Below are 19,487 nucleotides of genomic sequence, written 5' to 3' on the forward strand. Positions count from 1 at the left end.
CTTATTGATCACTCATGCCCAGCAGGCCTCGCGCATATTGCGCCAACGGGCGGGCAATCAGATCTTCTGGCTTGTTGTCGTGGAATGTCAGTAAACCGCCACGACTGCGAATGCGTGCAGTATCAATCAAATACTGGGTGCTGGTCTCGATCAACATGATCTGGATCACGCCGCTGTCGAGGCCGAGACGGTCGAGGGCTTGCTGGTCGGTCCACTCGTCAGCGTTGCCGATGCGGTCATCAGCTGCCGCAAAACGGCAATACAGCAAGTAGTGAGCCCCCGCCGCCCGGGCTTCGGACATGGCCTGTTCAAGGCCTTCGGGCTGACGCGCGCGGCGTACCATCGGGAAATACTCGACAAACCCGTTGAAGGCTTCTTCGGCCACCACGTTAGGTCGCGGGTAAGCGCTGCCCGGCGGCACGAAGGCGCCCTGGGCGATGTAGACGAAGGAGTCCGGCTGTATGCGGATCGACGCGGTGCGGCGGGTGTCACTGTGGTCCAGCAAACCGGCATCACTCATCTGATAGCGGGTGCCTTCGGCCATATCGCTGACGGTCATGCAGCCACTCAGTGTCAATGACGCCAGCAACAAAACCAGACTACGCATCCTAATCCTCCAGAAGCCGGTGACGGAAAACCGGCGAATGGGGCGTGAGATGCAGAAACCGCGCCATTGAGCAGCGCGGCCAAACAAATGTGGGAGCTGGCTTGTGTGGGAGCGGGCTTGCCTGCGATACAGGCACCTCGGTGTATCAGTCACTCCGAGCTGATGCTATCGCAGGCAAGCCAGCTCTCACACGGCTCCCACAGGGATGTGTGCCAGCCTGATTAGCCGCCGATGATCTTCATGATGGTAGCGCCGCCGGAGAACGCCACTTCCTGTTTGTCGCCAAGGGCCTTCATCAACAGGCCCTGCAGAGCCGGCAGCGCCTGATGGCGCGGCTTGTCCAGCAGGTCGCCGACATAGTGGCGGTTGCTCGATGACAGGCAGCCATGCAGCCAGCCGGTGGACGACAGGCGCAGGCGTGAACAGGTGCGGCAGAACGGCACGCTCTCGTTGGCGATTACGCCGAAGAAACCCTTGCCCGGCACCTCGTAGCGCACAGCCGTGGCGTCGACCGGGGCGTTGGCTTGCAGGTATTCGTGGTGTTCGCCGATCAGGCTCAGCAATTGTTGCAGGCTGACGAATTGCTGCAGAAAGGCGTTGGAGTCTTTGGCCAGGTGGCCCATGCGCATCAGTTCGATGAAGCGCAATTCGTAGCCGCGCTCAAGGCAGTAGTCGAGCAGCGGCATCACCTGATCCAGGTTCTGCCCGCGCAACGGCACCATGTTGACCTTGATTTTGATGCCGGCAGCGCGAGCCTGGTCCATGCCGTCAAGCACGGTCGCCAGGTCGCCACCACGGGCGATGCTGCGGAAGGCGTCGGCGTCCAGCGTATCCAGCGAGACGTTGATGCGTTTGATACCCGCCTCCACCAGCAGCGGCAGTTTGCGCGCCAGCAGTTGGCCATTGGTGGTCAGGCTGATGTCGCTCAGACCCATCTGCCCCACCGCGCCCATAAAGGCTTCGAGCTTGGGACTGACCAGCGGCTCGCCGCCGGTGATGCGCAGCCGGTCAATGCCCGCCGCCTCGATCAGGTAAGCCACGCCACGGGCCATGGCCTCGGCGGAGAGTTCGTCCTGGGCAGCCACCAGCCGCTTGCCGTTAGGCACGCAGTAGGTACACGCGTAATTGCAGGCTGAGGTCAGGCTGATCCGCAAATTGCGAAAACGCCTGCCTTGACGATCAACGATCATGGATCACTCCGGCAGAGGATGGTTCGGGCACGCCAAAAGCTGACTTATAAATCAACTTTTAGCAAGATCCTTGCCTGAGTATATTCCTGGGACACTGCCCACGGCAGTAAATCATTAGGCCATTAGTGCGGCGAATGACTTACGTAGCCGGGGTTTCGCTGGTTTTGGGTTCGGCACCCGGCAGCTCGGTGCTGTGCTTGCGCTTGTTGCCCATGCGTACGCCGATGTCCATCAGGAACTGGAAGAAGCCTTCCTGATCTTCCAGCACGTTGCTCCAGAATGGCGAGTGATACAACGCCACGGCGCCGTGCACCAACGCCCAGGCGGCGCAATAGTGGAAATACGGCGGCACATCCTCCAGCTTGCCTTCGCTGATGCGGCCTTTGATCAGCAGCGTCAGGCGTTCGAAGTTCGAAGCGCGGATTTTGTGCAGTTCCTCGACCATCTCCGGCACTTGATGACCCTTGACCACCTTCTCTTCCAGGCGATCAAACAGGCGGTAGCGCTGCGGGTCGCGCATGCGGAACTCGAAGTAGGCGCGGGACAGGGCCTCCTTGTCCTTGTCGACATCGGCCGAATGCAGCAGCTCATTCAGGTCGCGCTCGTAGTCGAGCATCAGGCGCAGGTAGATCTCGGCCTTGGACTTGAAGTGCTTATAGATCGTGCCTTTGCCGATACCCACGGCATCCGCAATCATCTCGACGGTGACGCTGTCTTCACCCTGTTCGAGGAACAGCTTGAGTGCGGTGTCGAGAATTTCCTGCTCTCGGCGGCGAAACTCACGGACCTTACGGGGTTCTTTTTGCATGAGGAAGAGGTCTGCAGAGGTCAATGTGGGAGGGAATGCGCAGCGCCGCTGATACGTGGCGATACGATTTACCCAGTGCGAGGGATTATCCCGACTGAACAGTCGTTGGGCAACGCCTATGTGAACCCGTTACACACTAAACTTTCAGAGCGCCAACGTTTTCACCCCTCGCAGTCAGAAACAATACGCAATAACTTCGCCTGTGCACCTGCTCAATGAGAACTCAAGCGAAGCGCGCGTATTCCAAATCTGTTTAAAAAACGACCAATCGCGACTGGACTGAATGGGATCCTGATCAATACTTCAATAGTCGACGCGGCATCTCCCCCAAGTGGCGCGTTGACCTGGGTACCGACGGACTGTGTGCCCTTGTTTTACTCCTAATGGTCTTAGCCCGGATTCACCCCCCAGAACCCGGGTTTTTTTTGCCCGAAATTTGACGACCTCAGGCGGCAACGTGGGCCAGCGGGAACAAGCGCTTGAAGTTCTCGGTGGTCTGCTCGGCAAAACGCTCGTAAGGCTCACCACGCAGCATCGCGAGGTAATCGGCCACATCACGCACATATTCCGGCAGGTTCGGCTTGCCGCGATGAGGGATGGGCGCCAGGTACGGCGAGTCGGTTTCCACCAGCAGGCGGTCGGCCGGCACCTGGCGCGCCACGTCGCGCAGGGCGTCGGCGTTGCGGAAGGTGACGATACCCGACAAGGAAATATAGAAGCCCAGGTCCAGGGCAGCCTTGGCCATGTCCCAATCTTCGGTGAAACAGTGCAGCACACCGGCCTGGGGCAACGCGGCTTCGCGCAGCAGGGTCAGGGTGTCCGCGCGGGCGCCACGGGTGTGGACGATTACCGGTTTGCTGGTCTGCTGCGCAGCGTGCAGATGCAGGCGGAACGAGGCTTGTTGCAGCTCGGCAGCTTCGGGCTCGTAGTGGTAATCCAGGCCGGTTTCGCCAATCGCCACCACGCGCGGGTGGTTCAGCTCGCCCAGCAGCCAATCCAGCGCAGGCGCTTCACCGGGCTTCAAATCCAGCGGGTGGATGCCCACCGAGCAATCCACATCGGCATAGCGATCGGCCAGGGCTTTGACGTCAGCGGCGTTTTCGGCGCTGACGCCGATGCACAGAAAGTGCCCGACCCCGCGCTGGCGCGCCGCTTCCAGGGCAGCGTCGAGGGAACCGCCGTGCTGGGCGAGGTCCAGGCGATCGAGGTGGCAATGGGAATCTACGAGCATAAGGATTTACAACTTCAGTCACGGAAAGTGTCTGGCCGACGATACACCCGTCGGCCACGGAAATTAACGGCGGCCGAGCAACCCCACCCACTGCACCAGCAGCGCTTCAAGCAACAGCACGCGGTTAAGGTTGGCTTTGCCGAGGACCTTCTGGCGCTGGGCAAGGATCCAGTCCTGAATAGTCAGCACCTTGTCCTGCGCGCTTTTCTGCGCCAGGTACTGCACGACCTTGCGCATGTCCGGCAGGCCCAGGCCGTTTTCGTCCTGCGTCAGCTGGTAGCGCAGGATCAGGCTCGACCAGTCGCAAAACCAGTCGAACAGCAACAACAGGGGGATGTCTTTCCAGGCGCTTTCGGCCAACTGCGTCGCCGACTGCTCCTGCTTGATCAGCTTTTTGACGCCCTCCACCACCAGCGCCCGTTGCTCACGCACGCCTTGCGCTTGCAGCTTGACGGCCGCCAGTGGTGAACCGGCGGCCAGGGTCAGCAGCTCGGCCCGTTCGTCCTCCGAGCACTCCGGCAGCGCCTGCGCCAGCCATTGCAGGCTCATCGCCTCGCTCGGCAGCGGGCAGGCCTGTTGCACGCAACGGCTGCGAATGGTCGGCAGCAAGCGGCTGGACTGGTGGCTGACCAGCAACAGCACCGTATCGCCCGACGGTTCCTCAAGGCTCTTGAGCAAGGCGTTGGCGGCGTTGATGTTCATCGCTTCCACCGGCTCGATCAGCACGACTTTGCGCCCGCCCAACTGCGCGGTCTGCACCACGAAGCTGACGAGATCCCGCACTTGGTCGACCTTGATCGCCTTGTCGGCTTCCTCGGGTTCCAGCAGGTAGTTATCCGGGTGGCTGCCGGCCTTGAGCAGCAGGCAGGATTTGCACTCGCCGCAGGCTTCCAGGTTGACCGGACGCTGGCACAGCAGGCTCGCCATCAGGCGTTCGGCCAAGGCCCGCTTGCCGATGCCCACCGGCCCGTGCAGCAAGTAGGCGTGAGCATGCTGGGCACGACCGGCCAATTGCTGCCACAGACTTTCCTGCCATGGGTACGCTTCAGCCACGGGCGCGCTCCAGAAGTTGGGGAAGCAGCGCGTCGATGGCCTGCTGCACCTGGGCCAACGGCTGGGCCGCATCCAGCAGGGTGTAACGTGCAGGCTCAGCCTTGGCAAGTGCGAGGAATGCACTGCGTACGGCGTTGAAGAAGCCAACGCCTTCCAGTTCGAAGCGATCCAGGCGACCACGGGCGCTGGCGCGGGCCATGCCCACTTCGACCGGCAGATCAAACAGCAAGGTCATGTCGGGGCGCAGGTCGCCCTGGACGAAGGTTTCCAGGCTGGCGATGCGTTCCAGGGACAAGCCGCGGCCGCCGCCCTGATAGGCGTAGGTGGAATCGGTAAAACGGTCACAAATCACTACCGCGCCACGCGCCAGGGCCGGGCGGATGACTTCGGCCAGGTGCTGGGCACGGGCAGCGAACACCAGCAGCAGCTCGGTGTCCGGGTTCATCTGTTCTTCGCCCGGCGCCAGCAGCACTTCACGAATACGCTCGGCCAGCGGCGTGCCGCCTGGCTCACGGGTCAACACCACCTCGATACCTTCGGCGCGCAGGCGCTCGGCCAGGTAGTCACGATTGGTGCTTTTACCACCGCCAAATATATCTCGCGACACAAATGTAAACCCAAGAGAAACTTGAATTTGCACCAGCATAAATCTTAAAAAACCTAATAAATTCAAGGCTAAAACCTTATGCCACGCTGCTAAAATCGTTCACTTATTTAAAAGCAGGTCAACCCCACCAAAAAATGGGCTTCATCAAGGTGAAAATGTAAACCTGGTTTCTCAGTGCTGCACAAAAAAGTGAATTTCGATGGCTCCTCGATGAGTCAAAATGTAAACCCGAGGAACAGGCGCTTGATTCTATATCTTTGAGCTCTGCCTGTCTGGCTCGATGCAAACCCCTATTTAAGCTAGCACCTCAAGCGACTGAGGCATCAAAGCCCAGGACTGAAGCCTACGCTGGGCTATGCAGGTCACAGCTGCCAAAGCAGATACCACGTTTGAACGCACCAGAGGGCGCTACGCGACTTAGTCGATTAACCGCCCCAACATCACTAGCAGAAGCCTCGTGTGAAACCAGCTTTGTCCTGTCAATTTAGCCTAAGCCGACCACATCTATAAGGCAGCTGACACGTCTATCGACGCAGCGACACAGAAACGCCCCCTAAAATACCCCATCCGGTCTTTTCGAAGCTAAATCACCCCAGGATGATATGTATACCCTTCATAAGCTGTCATACCCCCAGGCATCCTAATTAGCTATTTCCAACCGACACCTGCAATCCTCCGTTTAAACGAAAGGCTCCCCAAAAGAAAAAACACCCATATATAACAAGCCACTAATTACCAATGAATTGACATTTAAACCTGACGAAAAACACTTCTATAAAATACTCATAACAGGATACTTTAAGAATACCGTCAACCAACTTAAAGCCCCCCGAGACAAGACAAAAAAACTTGACTAAACACCCCATCTGTATTTCATTAATAGAACGAGACAGCACCACAAACAACGAGCATGCACTAGCCCGCTAAGTCCACTCGCGGTTTCATTTTAAATGATTTGGAATACCCATGATTTACTCGCGTTTTTTGCATACGGAGTCCCAAGGCTCAATTGCCTCCGCTCAAGATGAAACACAATACTTGATATTTTCGACTCCGCAGTCACACACCCCGTCGCTCGGCTTTCGCAAATCGGTCGGACTACAACGATTTGCAGTTCTCTGGAATGGCGAATTCGACTCAAAAGTAATTACCATTATCGAGGAAGTGCTGATTGCCAGGATGCTTTCCCCAATTAAAGTTTTACAAATTGACAATGGGCGTTTAGATATTGTTATCGATCAAGATCTGAACGAAGAAAAGCTAAGGGCTTTTGTATTTGCACTGGAAGCTCTCGTAAGAAAAATTTCCGAGAAAAAATGGATACTGGTGGTTTGCTCAGACAACCTAAAACCCACGGATCCTGAAAAGGCAAGCGTACTGGAAATATACAACAACCCAATCATAAGGTCAGCCGAAATTGGAATCTTGGACTACTCACCAGAGCTGTCCCTCATGAATGCGAAACTACCACTCGAGCCAATCCCTGGAAGCAAAACATGCAGTGGCTTATAGATCTCCTACGGTGGCTATTCAAAGATAAAAGGTCAGAGCGGGAAGTAAGACGCGAGCGGGAGTTTATCGACGCCGCAAATAAATTGAAGACACTCACGGTCACTGAGCGTGGCGGGCTATTCTTGAACTCGGAGGAGCTGCGAGACCAGATCGAAAAAAGTCGCGAGATTTTAAAGCACTTGGTAGACCGAGCCCACCGTAGATGCGATGAGATTTCCTTCCCGGTAAATCCAGTACAGCTACCTGAAGAAACCCAGCATGCCTGTTTCACTCAAGTCATCACATGGCGACGCCTGCCCTCGAACGCGGCGATCCGTTATGTTTGCCTCCAAGGCTTGAACGCAGAAAAGTTCGCCATCGCAGCCACTGATTACTTTTCTAGCGACGAAAAGCCCTCAAACTCTAAGTCGTTCGAAGATAGGATCGCACAGCGAATCCAGACGACTGACTGTGCCGATCCGCTACTATGGTTCGATTCACTCAACGAAGCGATCGACGCCCACGATGCCAGTATCTAGGCCATCTACCAGTTAGACTTGTCAGCCCCTAACCTCCAGCTACGGCGGCTTCTGCTGCTTTAAGTAAGACTACTCGAGGGTACTGCTTCGGTAGCTGCTGACTAACTTCAAGCAGCATCTCTTGCAACCAGGATGCATCCTGCGCAGAAAACGAGTAGCCCATCCCTCCGAACTCGAGTTCGAAGCCCCCCTCCTCTATGGTTCGAACAGCCACGAAGGAGCCTGCACCGATCGCATCGCCAAGAAGCTCAGGGCTAGCATTCTCAACAGGCACAACACCGGTTGCACTGAACTGCCATGCGCCGCACGACAACCGATACTTCCTAGTAAGTGAGCCTTCGTCACGTACTGCTGCGGTCGCACTTTCTACATCCGTCTGCTCCGCGATTGCCAGAGCTTCAGAAAGGCAAAAGGCAATATCTGCCGCCACTTCCGCGCCGACATCGATCCCATCGAGTTCAAACTGAATACTCGCGCCTCTTCCGCCATTGCCTGCAACACGGCATTCATAGCGTTCATCGAACTCCCGACCTCGCCAGCACAGGAAGTCGCATTTGAATTCTGTTACAACAGCGGGATATACACTGGATGAGCTCATTGATAATTCCTTCCGTTCTTTCTAAATTCTTTTTCTGTTTGTTCTATCTGTGCAAGCAAATAGCCTCCAACGCACAACTGCTCGATTAGCCAGGACGCTTCGCCAAAGCTGAAGGTGTACACCCAGTCCTCGATACCTAAAAATGGAAGGCCAAGCTCATCATTGAACCCTACGAATAGCTTGTAGGAATCACGCGTACCGGGATATCGGAACGATCCAGAGGCACCAAGAAGCACACGGTCAGAGTCGTAATCATAGCCGTATAGTCGATCGCATCCGCTCGCCGAACTTCTCGATAGAATCAACTGGTAGAAAATCTCACAAAAATCGAGCTGTAGCGGACGTCCAACTTTTATTTGGCTGGCGGCGCGTTCAGTGCTGGTTTTCAATAGGGTAGCGAGGCTATCCGCAAGCTCAGCGCATTGTTGCGCCGTAAAGGAGTATTCAGAATCGTCCAAAATACACGTGACGACGTTTCCGGTTAACTCAATCGACGCAGTGAATATTCTCTGTTCGGCAAATGCCCGACACACCATTGAACGCTCAGCTTTAAACACGATGCTGTTCGGCAAACGACTTTCATCCAACATCTGCATATACCACTGCACCTAAATACAAATTTAAACGGTTCGTCGCTTAAAAAACTTTAGGAGAAACTAGAAATATTTATTCTGATGTCGCGTGTCACGTAAAAATGCTTGGAAAAATTGCAGTGCGCGCCCTTCGGGACGGCTGTCGTGAACCGAGCCGCTCGCCAGGGCGACGTCTCGGCCCGGAGGGCTTCCATCCTCGCGCCTGCGCGCTCCGCTTGCAATCAGACACCCAGCCTTTGCTGGTATCCAGCCGACGAGGCATTTGGTGCTTCTCATCGCCTCTTCATGGTAAAGCCAGCTGAGATTATCAACCATTTCAAGCCAAGCGCTGATGTCATCGCTTGGATATGCCGCCCCTTCTCCCCTCCACCGCAAAGGGATGAGCGGCGATTTGGACATCCCTATATGAGGGCACCCGCTCCATCGGCTTCAGATTGACACAGCTGACCGAATCCAAAATAGTGGCACGGTGACAGCTCATGCTCGCGCTCCGCGCGGTTGGTGCCGTGGCCGCAATGTGTCTCCTATCTGCCTACTAGGATGTAAATATGCAGAATGAACCAAAGCCTCTTTCCTCTGGATCTCGCTGGCTTCGATGGGATCCCCACGTCCACGCACCAGGCACGTTGTTCAACGATCAGTTCAAAGGTGATTGGGAGGGATATCTAAACGCCCTTGAAGACGCCTTTCCCACCATTAGCGCGATCGCGGTGACGGATTACTATCTGCTTGATACCTACAGACAGCTGGTTGAGCACAAGCAGGCGGGCAGGCTTGCAAGCTGCGAACTGCTCTTTCCTAATGTAGAAATCCGCTTCGATGTAGGAACTGCAAAATCCTGGATCAACGCCCATCTATTGGTGTGTCCCGATGAAGAAAATCACCTAGAAGAGCTAGAGCGCTTTCTTGCCTCGCTTACTTTCAAGGCTTTCGACGACGAGTTCAGGTGCACCCCAAGCGATTTGAGAAGGCTTGGGAAGCGAGCGAACCCTGATATCCAAGATGACCAAACGGCCCTGCGCCATGGTGCTGAGCGCTTCAAGGTTTCGTTTCAGGAGCTGAAGGACAAGCACAAAAACAGCCAGTGGGCACAAGCCAACATCATCATCGCAGTCGCAGCAAAAGAGAATGATGGTACGTCCGCGCTGAAAGAAGGTGCAGATGAGGTATTGCGCCAGGAAATCGAGCGATTCGCGCATGTCATTTTTGCCTCCAACCCGAATCAAAGGGATTTTTGGCTAGGTAGAAAAGCTTTATCCGCAGAGAACTTGGTTGAGCGGTACAACGGCCTGAAGCCGTGCTTGCATGGCAGCGATGCCCATCAAACTGCCAAGACTGGAGCGCCTGATGGGAAAAGATTTACCTGGCTCAAGGGAAGTCCTACCTTCGACACGCTCCGTCAAGCTTGTATCGATCCGGCAGGCAGGGCTTTCATTGGAGAGGAACCACCGCCTTATGGGAATGCCTCCGAGGTCATTTCCCAAGTCGACATCACCAATGCACCTTGGCTCAAGACACCATCCTTGGCTCTGAACCCGGGCCTGATTGCCGTGGTAGGCGCAAGAGGATCAGGCAAGACCGCTCTGGCTGACATCTTGGCGGCAGGTTGTGATGCACGAGGCAGCGCAATTACCGGCCACTCGTTCTTGGTGAGAGCCCGAGACCACCTACAAAATGCTGAAGTGAAAATCACGTGGTACAACGGTGACACGCAGGCCATCCAGCTCAACCAGACGACTGACGATGAGTTCGTGTACCCAAGAGCTCGGTATCTGTCGCAGCAATTCGTGGAAGAGCTTTGCTCAGCCGATGGTATGACGGACGGCCTCCTGGCAGAGGTCGAGCGCGTAATTTACGAGTCGCACTCCCCCACCGAACGTGAGGGTGCCATCAGCTTCAATGACCTGAGAGATATCCGTTCTGAGCGATATCGAGAGGCAAGACGTCGGGAAGAAGAATCACTCGGTAGTCTGTCAGAGAGAATAAACACCGAACTCGAAAAACGCAGCCTCGTGCCCCAGTTGACCACGCAGGTGCAGGAAAAAGATTCGCTGGTCAAACGGCTAACCGAAGACAGAAGCAAGCTTGTTGCGAAGGGCTCAGAGGTCAGGCTGTCCAGACTGCAGTTACTGACCGCCGCCTCAGAAAAGGTTGCCGGCTATGTGAGGTATTTCAAAGCCCAAGAGCAGCAGATTCTCCTCATGCAGGATGAGGTCAACAATGTTCGCCAAGTCGTGGCGCCCAGTGATCTTAGAGACATCCAAGCACGCCATACCAAAAGTGGTCTGGGGAATGATGAGTGGAGTGCTTTTTTCAGAGACTACGAAGGCGACGTCGGTGCCATCCTGTCGAAGATGTTGCTCGAGGCTCAAAAGAACAGAGACGCATGGATAGGAACACCACCTGCTCATAATGAAGACCTTCAACACGAGTTTATTGCTGAAGGCTCCAAGCTTGAAGAATGCACTCTCTCGTTGCTGCAGGCAGAAATTGATCGACTCCAGCAGCTGGTCAGCGTCGACCAAGACACCTCTAAGCGATTTAAAGAGCTATCAACAAAAATAACCACGGAAACTGAGCTATTGCGGGCCAGCAAGGAGAAGTTAACCGACCATGTCGGGGCCTCCCAACGTCTCGAAGTCTTGGTGAGTGAACGGTGTGACTCATACAAACGCGTTTTCTCTGCCCTCGTTGCTGAGGAGCAAGTTCTCCAGGAGCTCTATTCACCCATCAAACAGCGATTGGAAAGTGCCCAAGGGACTCTTAACAAGCTTTCTTTTTCGGTAGCCCGAACCGTCGACATTGAAGCCTGGTCAGCCGAGGGTGAGTCGTTGCTCAACCTATCTAGAAAGGGCCCTTTCAGAGGCAAGGGCACCTTGCGCGAAAAAGTGCTCGAATCGTTGAATACTCCTTGGCTCTATGGAGATGACGAGTCCGTACTTTTGGCGCTAAGAGAATTTATTAAGAACTATCAGGAGCAGCTCGTTGAGCATGCGCCGGTGGCCACATCGGATATCGCGGAGTATCGAAGGTGGACTAAACGCCTGGCTCAATGGCTGTACGGCACCGACCATATTTCTGTTCGCTACGCAATAAATTACGACGGAGTTGAAATCCAGAAGCTTTCTCCTGGCACCAGGGGAATTGTACTGTTACTGCTATACCTTTCGCTCGATGCGAAAGACAGTCGGCCGCTGATCATTGACCAGCCAGAAGAGAACCTCGACCCCAGGTCAATCTACAACGATCTCGTCCCATTGTTCATGGCCGCCAAGTCGAGTCGACAAGTCATAATCGTGACCCACAATGCCAACCTTGTCGTGAACACGGATGCCGACCAAATCATCATCGCTGAATGCGGCCCTCATGGTAGCGGGCAACTGCCTTCAATCACGTACTTATCGGGCGGACTGGAGGACAGATTGATACGTGAGCGGGTATGCGAGATTCTCGAAGGAGGTGAGACCGCGTTTAAGGAGCGCGCTCGTCGATTGCGAGTTCGGCTTTCACGATAGTTGCTCAAGTCGCCGCTCGATGACGATCCCTGTAAGCGAGCGGCAGCTTGAACACTTTGGCGTTATCCACGCTGTTTGCAAGCAAGCCCAGTCGCGAGTCTAAAAACTACAGCCTGACTCGGTTGCAGAGTAACTAATGATCGCTGGAGTACATGATGTCTGAGCAATTACATTTCACTCGTCAGACCCTATTGGCTGCATCAGATTTTATCGAGAAAGCAGGAACAAACGCAGGCTTTGACCTGATGGTGCAGCGTCTTGATCTGGATCAGTGGGTACCGTCGGGAAGTGAGCTGTCGGTTCCCAAGAAAAGAGTGGTATTCAACCAGACGCTCCTGGCCAGAGCGGAGCTTGTTTTCTGGGCTAGGGAAGGACAGATGACACATGGCGAAGCCCTCGTCCGGGAAGCAGTTCGGCTCATGAGTTCGCCTCCCGTACTTGCGGATCAAGAGCCGTTCGAGCGCTGCCTGGCGCGGGATGGGTTCACTGTCACATGGGATGCGGGAGATTGTGGGCGAGGCACTCCTCCTTGGCTGAGGCGAAGCTTGCCACAAAACGTGGACTTACCTGCTGGCGATGACCTGGTGCACTTGCACCTGAAGCATTTTGGCTTCGCCAGATCTTGCGGTCATCTTGATCAGGCTATCGACGCGCATACAAGGGGTGACTGGGCATCTGCTAACGCTCAGATCAGGACATTCATGGAGAGCCTCATTCTGGAGATAGCGACGCAGATTGCATCTGCTGAGCTGCCACCGAACCCCAGCTTGAATAACGGTTTTCAAGCCTTGACCAAGTGCGAATTTCTATCCGAAAACCGCGCCGAATGGAATCAGGATGGGAAAGGGATGCTGAACGGGCTGATGAAAATGCTGCACTCAGATGGTTCGCACAAAGGCCTCTCTGATGAAGATCATTCAACCATGCGGCTTCATATAGCGCTGGTGACCGCCAGGGCAATATTAAATCGTCTTGCAAACGGAGAGTGAGGAACCATACCGCCTTTCCCAGACACTCCAGTACCTCATACCGGCGAATGGGGCACCGATGATCGTAATCACATACCTGGGTCATGCTCAAGACGATAATCACGTAGTTCTGATGTCAGCGTTTTCAGCGGTAGGAAGTGCAGAAAACTGTCTCCCAGGTGCCGGCCATGGCGTGAGAGCAACGCAATGTATTCGGGTTAATGCAGCAAGCGATGGCATCCCGGTGCCGGCCTCCGCGAAAGCTTTTTCTAACACGCGGAGTACGTCCACCCAATCCACTAACGGCGGAGGTATTTGATTTGACTGCGCGGAGGTCGGAGCCCAAAGGCATGAAGTAGATCCAGAACCGTTTAATGAAGCCCAGAAGCTCCAATGTGAGCGAGCGCGACCTTCTATATCAGCCCCACCTGGTACTGATTAAGGCGCCACCCAGTAGATATTATCTGGATCATCATAGCTCACCCGCATATTGCCTCCCTAATCACCTTGGTGGTCACGTACCGCACCGTAAGCCTTCAGACTATGTTCCAAGTGCATAATCGTCTTGCTCATAGTGGACGCCCGTAATGGTATGTATAACCAAGCTACCAGGCACGAATGCTATCTGAGGGCCCAATGACTCTCTAGGCCCCAAAATCATGTACCCACCATTGACAGGTTGCATTACAGAGGTCTCCTGTGATGCCACATGCGAGAACAGTACGATGTTCTGCTCACCCGGTTTTTGAACTGACTTGAAGATGACGCCATCAAAACGAGGAAAATGCTGCGTCGCAAGGTATTCAGCGATGACCTGAGTGATCAGATAGCTTTTCCCAGAGCCCGGTATCACTGGAACTGTGATTTGGTCGTGCAAGGCGCGAAGAAAGTCTCGTCGCCCGGCCTTCAGGAAGTAATTGGGCTCAAAAAAACTAGGGTGCGCGCCCAGATCGGCTTCCGCAAAACGTCCAAAGTCCAATACCCTGACAGCTCCGTTAAGGCGGAACTCCCCGCTTATAACATCACTTCCAACTGGCGGCCGTAGCTCAGCCACACAAGTGTTGCGATCAAAGGCACCGTAGAACGCAGGCACCCCTACTGGGTTCATGCGCCCATCTTTAGCTTTGTCTTTCGGAGGGGCTCCCAGGTTGCGGTCTGGATCAGCCGAGATGGAATCAATTTCGTCAGACGAGGTACATGGACGTGCTCGGAAAATTGGCGGTGCGGTCTCAGATGCCAGCAACCTTACGATGGCATTGTCCTGCGATGAACTAGGATAGCTGTCTAGTCCGTCGAACAGCCAACCCAGAAATTTTCGTGCGCCATCATTGAAGAAGCGATTGCCATGCAGCATACCTTCTTGAAACTCGACCCACTGACAACCGATACCATCGGGAAGAGATGGTCTGCGGACATAGTTAGTATCTCGGCTGTAGGCGTACCCTTCAAGGTCGTTGCAGATCGCTTGGACTATAGGCTCGACATTGTCGCAACCTAGAACCTCGCTAATCCAAAACTCGGGGTCATCACCTTCCTGCGAAAGGTGTGGGTTAAAGCGCCGGTAGTAGTCACCTTCGCATATGTAGCCGTCCAAGACCGTTTTTACCATGTAGGAGATACTTGAGAGAGGAAGGCATTTACGCTTCACCCCACACAGAGTACACAACGTAGACGAACCTTTGCGCTTGATCTGGCGCTCCAGATAGGACTCTTTAATGCACTTAAAACAGACGACTTTTTCCATAGTTCAGCGACATTCCTTCTACCAGCCACGAAAAGTTATCTATTTTTAACGCTCAAGCTCAGAAGTTGATGTCCGCTTTTGCGGGCTTGCAGGGATGCTAAGGGGTAGGCTTGTTCATCACTCTTTTGTGCAGCTCTTTGAGTTCTTCACACTCACTTCGAGTGGCTTCATTAAGTAGTTCAAGAAGCTCATCACTCCCCACCCAGTGCCCTGCATGGTTGACCCCATTCTGGAGCTGCACGAGCTGTTGGTGAGTGAGCTTTGCAGACCAGGCTCGGAAGCCCATTTCCACCTTTTCTCGAGTTTCGTGACACTCAGGGCACAATGCCCGAAGCGAACTGATCGGGTATTCCCATGGCCGAAATCCGTTGCTCATACGGGCGTAGTAACAATGGTGAGCCTCAAGCCTGCCGGCAGCCCCGCAATCTTGGCATTTATGCTCAGCTACCTGCTTCACTAGGTCTGCTTTTCGCTTCCAGCGAGGGTCGCGAAGGAGATGCGAGTATGTAGATAGCGCCGGTGTCGGACTAAAGTCGTAATCCTCAATCGGGTAGATGCCCAAATTCCAGCTGTGCCCCATTTCATAGTAAAAGCCAAAGCTCTCGAAGATGTCATCGAATTCCGTTAGATCGCACCCGTAATTCAGCATGTAATGGACGCTACTGCTATCGAACACCAAAATGTGGACGGCGTCGTTCAACCAGCTTTCTCCACGCAACTGCCACTCTGTCGGCGAGAGAAAAAACGCGTCGCCCAGAAGCCCTTCACGTACCAGCCAATCCTCGAATGCCAGCAGCAGACGGCGCAGGTTTGCTTCCATGCGGATCTTCCTAATATCGTTGAACACTATCTCGCCAGGAGGCGTGCCACGCCAAAGCTGAAAGCCCGGGCAAGGCACTCTTATTCCCGACCGGAGAAACAAAATGTCTGTAGTTGGGTCACACCGGCTCAGCCCATACTGCATCGACGTGGGCAAACGATCAATTAGGGCGTTGATAGCCAGGAGCGAACATGGAGCTCTCTACTCCGTAAAGCGCCAGAGGATCCTTGAGCCATAGTCGGTAAGCCTTGTCCGTGATGCTGTGATCAGGTGAGCAGTCGACATGGTACTGCTGCAATACGTAGCCCGCCATGGCAGCGCGCACGCGTAGTTTGAGCACCCCATCAAGCATGTCGTAGTCACGCTTCACGATCTCTGTAGAGTCTTTATCGGGATGCGGGACAATAGGTAACTCAAGCATCCGATTCCACTGATCGTCGTGTTTGGGCGTTTCTTCGTCTCCTGCTTTCTCCCCCATCTGAAGCTCAGCATGCCCCACTCGAGTTAGAACGAAGTCTGCAAACTTTTTACGTTTCCGATCAAACGCCCGGACGTGCCAGCGAAGACCGTCACAACCAATAGCGAACGGTACGATGGTTCGCTCTGACTGACCTGAACCGGATGTGTAGCTGATTTTTACGACACGCTTAAGGTGTATTGCCCGGGTGATGGGCGCTAAAACTTCTACCTTAGGTTTGCTGAGCAACGAAACCGACTCGTGGGGGATCAGCGGCTTTTCATATGAATCCAAGCCATAGCCGAACCCCTGCGAAAGCGCAGTGAGAACTCGCTCAGACGCATGTGCGATCAAAGGGGAGAATGTTTCGCGCATCACATACTGCTTCGTTACCGTGTCGAGTTCCGTGTTCTGGGGGGCAACGTCCTTGTACTGAGCGAAATCACGAGTGGCCGCAGCGGCGCCTACGCCAAACCTGTCCATGAGATCCGCACGTGAGACGGCCCCTGTGAAGTACAGGCGGAAATCGATGTACACCAGGCGCTCCCGTTGCGCTTGGCTGTACTCGCTCAAATCAATCATGTCATCTCCATCGAATCTAAAAGTCGGTCAAGCCCGTCACCTTTCACCCAGCATAACACATGAGCAGTTGACGTCATCAAAATGATGATGATAGGCTATGCAAATAGCACCGATACATATTCATCACTAGCGCTACGAGGAGGCTTCTGAGCCTGCATTGGACTAGATGGTGGAAAGCCAGAAACAAAAAAGCCGATCAAGTTCGCACCTTGACCGGCCTTTGGGAAAAGACGTCTGAACAGACTCCAGATGTCTCTCGCGCTTCGTTGAAGAAAGCTTTGCGATGGTAGCCCCTGTGGGCTCCTTTCGCAAGGGAGCGAGTTCTGTGTTTGAGCCTACCTCAGCAGGAGACATTTTATGTCCCAGATTGAGATGTTCGAAAAGCCCGACGAGGAGGGTGAGGTCATCTATCGCATGACCATCACCACCAAAACCGGGAAGGTGATTCGACGTGCAAACGGTCAGCCGTTTCGTATCGTCATTCGCCCTAAAGCAGCCAAGTAATTTGGTTGCTTAACAGAGCTCGGGGCACGCAAGTGCCCTGTTCTCCCATCGCTGCAATGAAGAGCCTCATGAGCCTAGATTTCTATGATATGCAACACAAGCCGATCGCGTATACAGATGACGACGAGCACTTATACGCATACTGTGGCCGTCCACTCGCCTACTTTCACGAAGGTTCGGTCTACTCCTATCCAGGCTTACATCTAGGATTTATAGCGAATGGCTACATTCGCGATAATCACGGACACATCGTCCTACGCACACCAGAGTCAGGCGGTGGCTCGATGAAGATGTGGCTCCTCCCCCCTCCACCGAAGGGCCCCAAGCAAATGCGATATCTCAAATGTCGAAGGCGCCCGAAATTTTATGCTCTGATGCGTCTCTTTCAATCAAAGATACCTGGAGATGAGTTTTTCTCTTGATAAGAGATGACATGCCTACTCTCTCGGCCATGGTTAAGAACGATAGCGGTGTAAGCACCGGCTTTGAGCCAACGGATGATTCAGGCATCCGCCCAATCAAGTAAGAGAGACAGGCAATGGAAGATCTAGCAACGAAAATCATCCCATTGGTACAGACGCTTGTTCCTGGCTTTCTGACCACCATGATCTTCTATTGGTTGGCCGATGTTAAAAGGCCCGGGCAGTTTGAGCGCACAGTTCAAGCACTGATCAGCACCGGGCTGATCACGATGCTCGTGTCAGGCATCAAGCCCGTGCTGCTCTACATCGGCGAGCATCATTTTCGGCTGGGGCAGTGGACGGTTCAAGTGGAAGGCGTTTGGGGAATAGGCTTGGCGGCATCTCTAGGCCTATTGCTAGCCTTCGCTTCGAACCACGACTACCTGTACAGATTTGGCAGGTGGTTGACCTTGACGTCTCGCTCGTCGTATCCCGAGTGGATTTATGCCTTCCGCAAACGCGAAGGCAAAAGCGTGGTACTTACCCTGCTTGATGGACGGCGATTATTCGGGTACCCGGCAGTATGGCCAACCGAGCCTAAAGATGGGCACTTCCTCATTACACAGCCGAGCTGGATGAACGAAGAGAATGAGTGGGTCGACACGCCCGGCATCGAGAGTTATTTGATTGCAAACAGCGATGTGTACCTAGTCGAATTTCTAGAGTAGGAGATCAGAAGTGAATAACGAAAATAAACCTAGGCATCACGTGCTTGAACAGCGAACTGGTAATGAGGGAATGAATGTTAATCCTCCTGCACCAGCAAACATCCGTCCCTCAGCGCCACCGCCTGCTCCCCCTAAAGCGCCGAAAAAATAGAGGTCGAAATGTACGAGGAAAGAGGTATATCGCCCCAACCACGCAAACCGAGTGGCGGACATTCAAATCCACCCAAGCCATTCGCTCAGCGCCCGGCAACTCCACCTAAGGCCCCTCCACCACCCACCAAAAGGTAATCCCATGACAAACCAATCTGGCGGCAGAGTTCATGTGAATGACGGCATCAGCAAACAGACAACCAGCCAAAGACCTGCCGCCACGCCTCCACCGCCGCCGCCACCTAAAAAACGATAGAAGATCAGCTCGCAGCTTCATAGCGAGAAGCCGACGTCCTAATGGGTAGCCCGCCTGGATAATTGTATGCAGGCCCGCTCCCCTCTCATACATAATCGCTAGCCTGCATCGAGCGCAGACGTACCGTATTAGTCGTCAGATGCCTAGAATGGCTCCACCGGCGTAACCACGCTAAATGGGACTGGCTCATCAGGAACGTGTTTATGACGCTCAAAATTGCGTTTGCTGCCGTGCTTAAAGCGGTGCGCGCGGGCAAAGGACTGACTCAAAGAAATCTCGCCGAAGTCAGCAGTCGAACATACGTCTCAAAATTGGAGCGTGCCCAGTCGAGCCCCACGTTAGAGATGATCACGGCGTTGAGTGGCCCACTCAGATTGAACCCTCTGACATTGGTGGCAGTTACGCTTTGCGCAGAGTCTGGGCAGTCCGTTGGCGATTTGCTCCTTCGTACCCAAGAGGAGTTGGCAAATCTAGCCCAAGAGGGCGTTCTCAAAAACCTGATGATTTCGACAGGTGATAAGTTTCGGATGCCACGTCCTTCAATTCAGCCATCAAGTAATCGCTCAGTGCCCAACTCCCAGCAAGTCGAATTCTGCTTCGCTGACTAGACGCCTCACCTTGCCGTATTGTCGTGAGCCGACGGCA

19 protein-coding genes are annotated in these 19,487 nt (G+C 54.3%); 8 read left to right on the forward strand and 11 right to left on the reverse strand.

The window, feature by feature from the left end; all coding sequences use genetic code 11:
* Position 1 precedes the first annotated feature (1 nt).
* The 6 genes from ATI14_RS30140 to tmk all read right to left on the reverse strand — a co-directional run bounded on the left by ATI14_RS30140 (position 2) and on the right by tmk (position 5,496).
* Positions 2 to 607, reverse strand: coding sequence for a DUF4823 domain-containing protein (locus tag ATI14_RS30140; protein WP_016973667.1), 606 nt, complete (start codon positions 605 to 607; stop codon positions 2 to 4).
* A 221-nt stretch (positions 608 to 828) separates the two neighbouring features.
* Positions 829 to 1,797, reverse strand: a complete 969-nt coding sequence (locus ATI14_RS30145; protein WP_016973668.1) for a GTP 3',8-cyclase MoaA — start codon at positions 1,795 to 1,797, stop codon at positions 829 to 831.
* A gap of 139 nt (positions 1,798 to 1,936) precedes the next feature.
* Complete coding sequence (locus ATI14_RS30150) at positions 1,937 to 2,605, reverse strand: TetR/AcrR family transcriptional regulator (protein WP_016973669.1); 669 nt, start codon at positions 2,603 to 2,605, stop codon at positions 1,937 to 1,939.
* 445 nt (positions 2,606 to 3,050) lie between these two features.
* Complete coding sequence (locus ATI14_RS30155; RefSeq protein ID WP_016973670.1) at positions 3,051 to 3,836, reverse strand: TatD family hydrolase; 786 nt, start codon at positions 3,834 to 3,836, stop codon at positions 3,051 to 3,053.
* Positions 3,837 to 3,899: 63 nt separating this feature from the next.
* Complete coding sequence (locus tag ATI14_RS30160) at positions 3,900 to 4,889, reverse strand: DNA polymerase III subunit delta' (RefSeq protein WP_016973671.1); 990 nt, start codon at positions 4,887 to 4,889, stop codon at positions 3,900 to 3,902.
* Positions 4,882 to 5,496, reverse strand: a complete 615-nt coding sequence (tmk, locus tag ATI14_RS30165; protein WP_100831553.1) for a dTMP kinase — start codon at positions 5,494 to 5,496, stop codon at positions 4,882 to 4,884. Before tmk ends, ATI14_RS30160 begins: the two co-directional genes overlap by 8 nt.
* A gap of 966 nt (positions 5,497 to 6,462) precedes the next feature.
* On the opposite strand from tmk, the gene ATI14_RS30170 reads away from it, so the two are divergent.
* Positions 6,463 to 7,008, forward strand: a complete 546-nt coding sequence (locus ATI14_RS30170) for a hypothetical protein (RefSeq protein WP_080519924.1) — start codon at positions 6,463 to 6,465, stop codon at positions 7,006 to 7,008.
* The gene (locus ATI14_RS31560) at positions 6,993 to 7,526 is read left to right on the forward strand and encodes a hypothetical protein (protein ID WP_100831543.1); all 534 of its coding nucleotides are present in this window, start codon (positions 6,993 to 6,995) and stop codon (positions 7,524 to 7,526) included. The genes ATI14_RS30170 and ATI14_RS31560 overlap by 16 nt, the downstream gene beginning before the upstream one ends.
* A 28-nt stretch (positions 7,527 to 7,554) precedes the next feature.
* Here ATI14_RS31560 and ATI14_RS30180 read toward each other — a convergent pair whose 3' ends face one another.
* Both ATI14_RS30180 and ATI14_RS30185 read right to left on the reverse strand, forming a co-directional pair.
* Positions 7,555 to 8,124 carry a hypothetical protein gene (locus tag ATI14_RS30180; protein ID WP_080519923.1) on the reverse strand — a complete coding sequence of 190 codons (570 nt, stop codon included), beginning with the start codon at positions 8,122 to 8,124 and terminating at the stop codon, positions 7,555 to 7,557.
* On the reverse strand, positions 8,121 to 8,714 hold the full coding sequence (locus ATI14_RS30185; RefSeq protein WP_231124388.1) for a hypothetical protein: 594 nt from the start codon (positions 8,712 to 8,714) through the stop codon (positions 8,121 to 8,123). The genes ATI14_RS30180 and ATI14_RS30185 overlap by 4 nt, the downstream gene beginning before the upstream one ends.
* A 551-nt stretch (positions 8,715 to 9,265) precedes the next feature.
* On the opposite strand from ATI14_RS30185, the gene ATI14_RS30190 reads away from it, so the two are divergent.
* Both ATI14_RS30190 and ATI14_RS30195 read left to right on the forward strand, forming a co-directional pair.
* Positions 9,266 to 12,232 (forward strand): TrlF family AAA-like ATPase, encoded by a 2,967-nt coding sequence (locus ATI14_RS30190; RefSeq protein ID WP_080519921.1) that lies wholly within the window; start codon positions 9,266 to 9,268, stop codon positions 12,230 to 12,232.
* Positions 12,233 to 12,387: 155 nt separating this feature from the next.
* Entirely contained in the window at positions 12,388 to 13,221 is an 834-nt protein-coding gene (locus ATI14_RS30195; protein WP_080519920.1) for a hypothetical protein, read from the forward strand.
* A 520-nt stretch (positions 13,222 to 13,741) separates the two neighbouring features.
* Here ATI14_RS30195 and ATI14_RS30200 read toward each other — a convergent pair.
* The 3 genes from ATI14_RS30200 to ATI14_RS30210 form a co-directional block, all read right to left on the reverse strand.
* Positions 13,742 to 14,944 carry an RES family NAD+ phosphorylase gene (locus ATI14_RS30200; RefSeq protein WP_080519919.1) on the reverse strand — a complete coding sequence of 401 codons (1,203 nt, stop codon included), beginning with the start codon at positions 14,942 to 14,944 and terminating at the stop codon, positions 13,742 to 13,744.
* A 97-nt stretch (positions 14,945 to 15,041) separates the two neighbouring features.
* Positions 15,042 to 15,764, reverse strand: coding sequence for a hypothetical protein (locus ATI14_RS30205; RefSeq protein WP_080519918.1), 723 nt, complete (start codon positions 15,762 to 15,764; stop codon positions 15,042 to 15,044).
* Positions 15,765 to 15,924: 160 nt separating this feature from the next.
* Positions 15,925 to 16,803: a helix-turn-helix transcriptional regulator gene (locus tag ATI14_RS30210; protein WP_080519917.1), complete on the reverse strand. Its 879-nt coding sequence runs from the start codon at positions 16,801 to 16,803 to the stop codon at positions 15,925 to 15,927.
* 357 nt (positions 16,804 to 17,160) lie between these two features.
* Between ATI14_RS30210 and ATI14_RS31325 the strand changes: the two genes are divergently transcribed.
* From ATI14_RS31325 to ATI14_RS30220, 4 genes are all read left to right on the forward strand, one after another.
* Complete coding sequence (locus tag ATI14_RS31325; protein WP_010220512.1) at positions 17,161 to 17,307, forward strand: hypothetical protein; 147 nt, start codon at positions 17,161 to 17,163, stop codon at positions 17,305 to 17,307.
* A gap of 89 nt (positions 17,308 to 17,396) precedes the next feature.
* The gene (locus ATI14_RS32075) at positions 17,397 to 17,729 is read left to right on the forward strand and encodes a 4-fold beta flower protein (RefSeq protein ID WP_412071114.1); all 333 of its coding nucleotides are present in this window, start codon (positions 17,397 to 17,399) and stop codon (positions 17,727 to 17,729) included.
* A 116-nt stretch (positions 17,730 to 17,845) separates the two neighbouring features.
* Positions 17,846 to 18,436 carry a DUF6338 family protein gene (locus ATI14_RS30215; protein WP_080519916.1) on the forward strand — a complete coding sequence of 197 codons (591 nt, stop codon included), beginning with the start codon at positions 17,846 to 17,848 and terminating at the stop codon, positions 18,434 to 18,436.
* Between the two features lie 609 nt (positions 18,437 to 19,045).
* Positions 19,046 to 19,450, forward strand: a complete 405-nt coding sequence (locus ATI14_RS30220) for a helix-turn-helix domain-containing protein (RefSeq protein WP_080519915.1) — start codon at positions 19,046 to 19,048, stop codon at positions 19,448 to 19,450.
* The last annotated feature ends 37 nt before the right edge of the window (positions 19,451 to 19,487 follow it).

It is taken from the genome of Pseudomonas tolaasii NCPPB 2192, assembly GCF_002813445.1.
GTDB lineage: Bacteria > Pseudomonadota > Gammaproteobacteria > Pseudomonadales > Pseudomonadaceae > Aquipseudomonas > Aquipseudomonas tolaasii.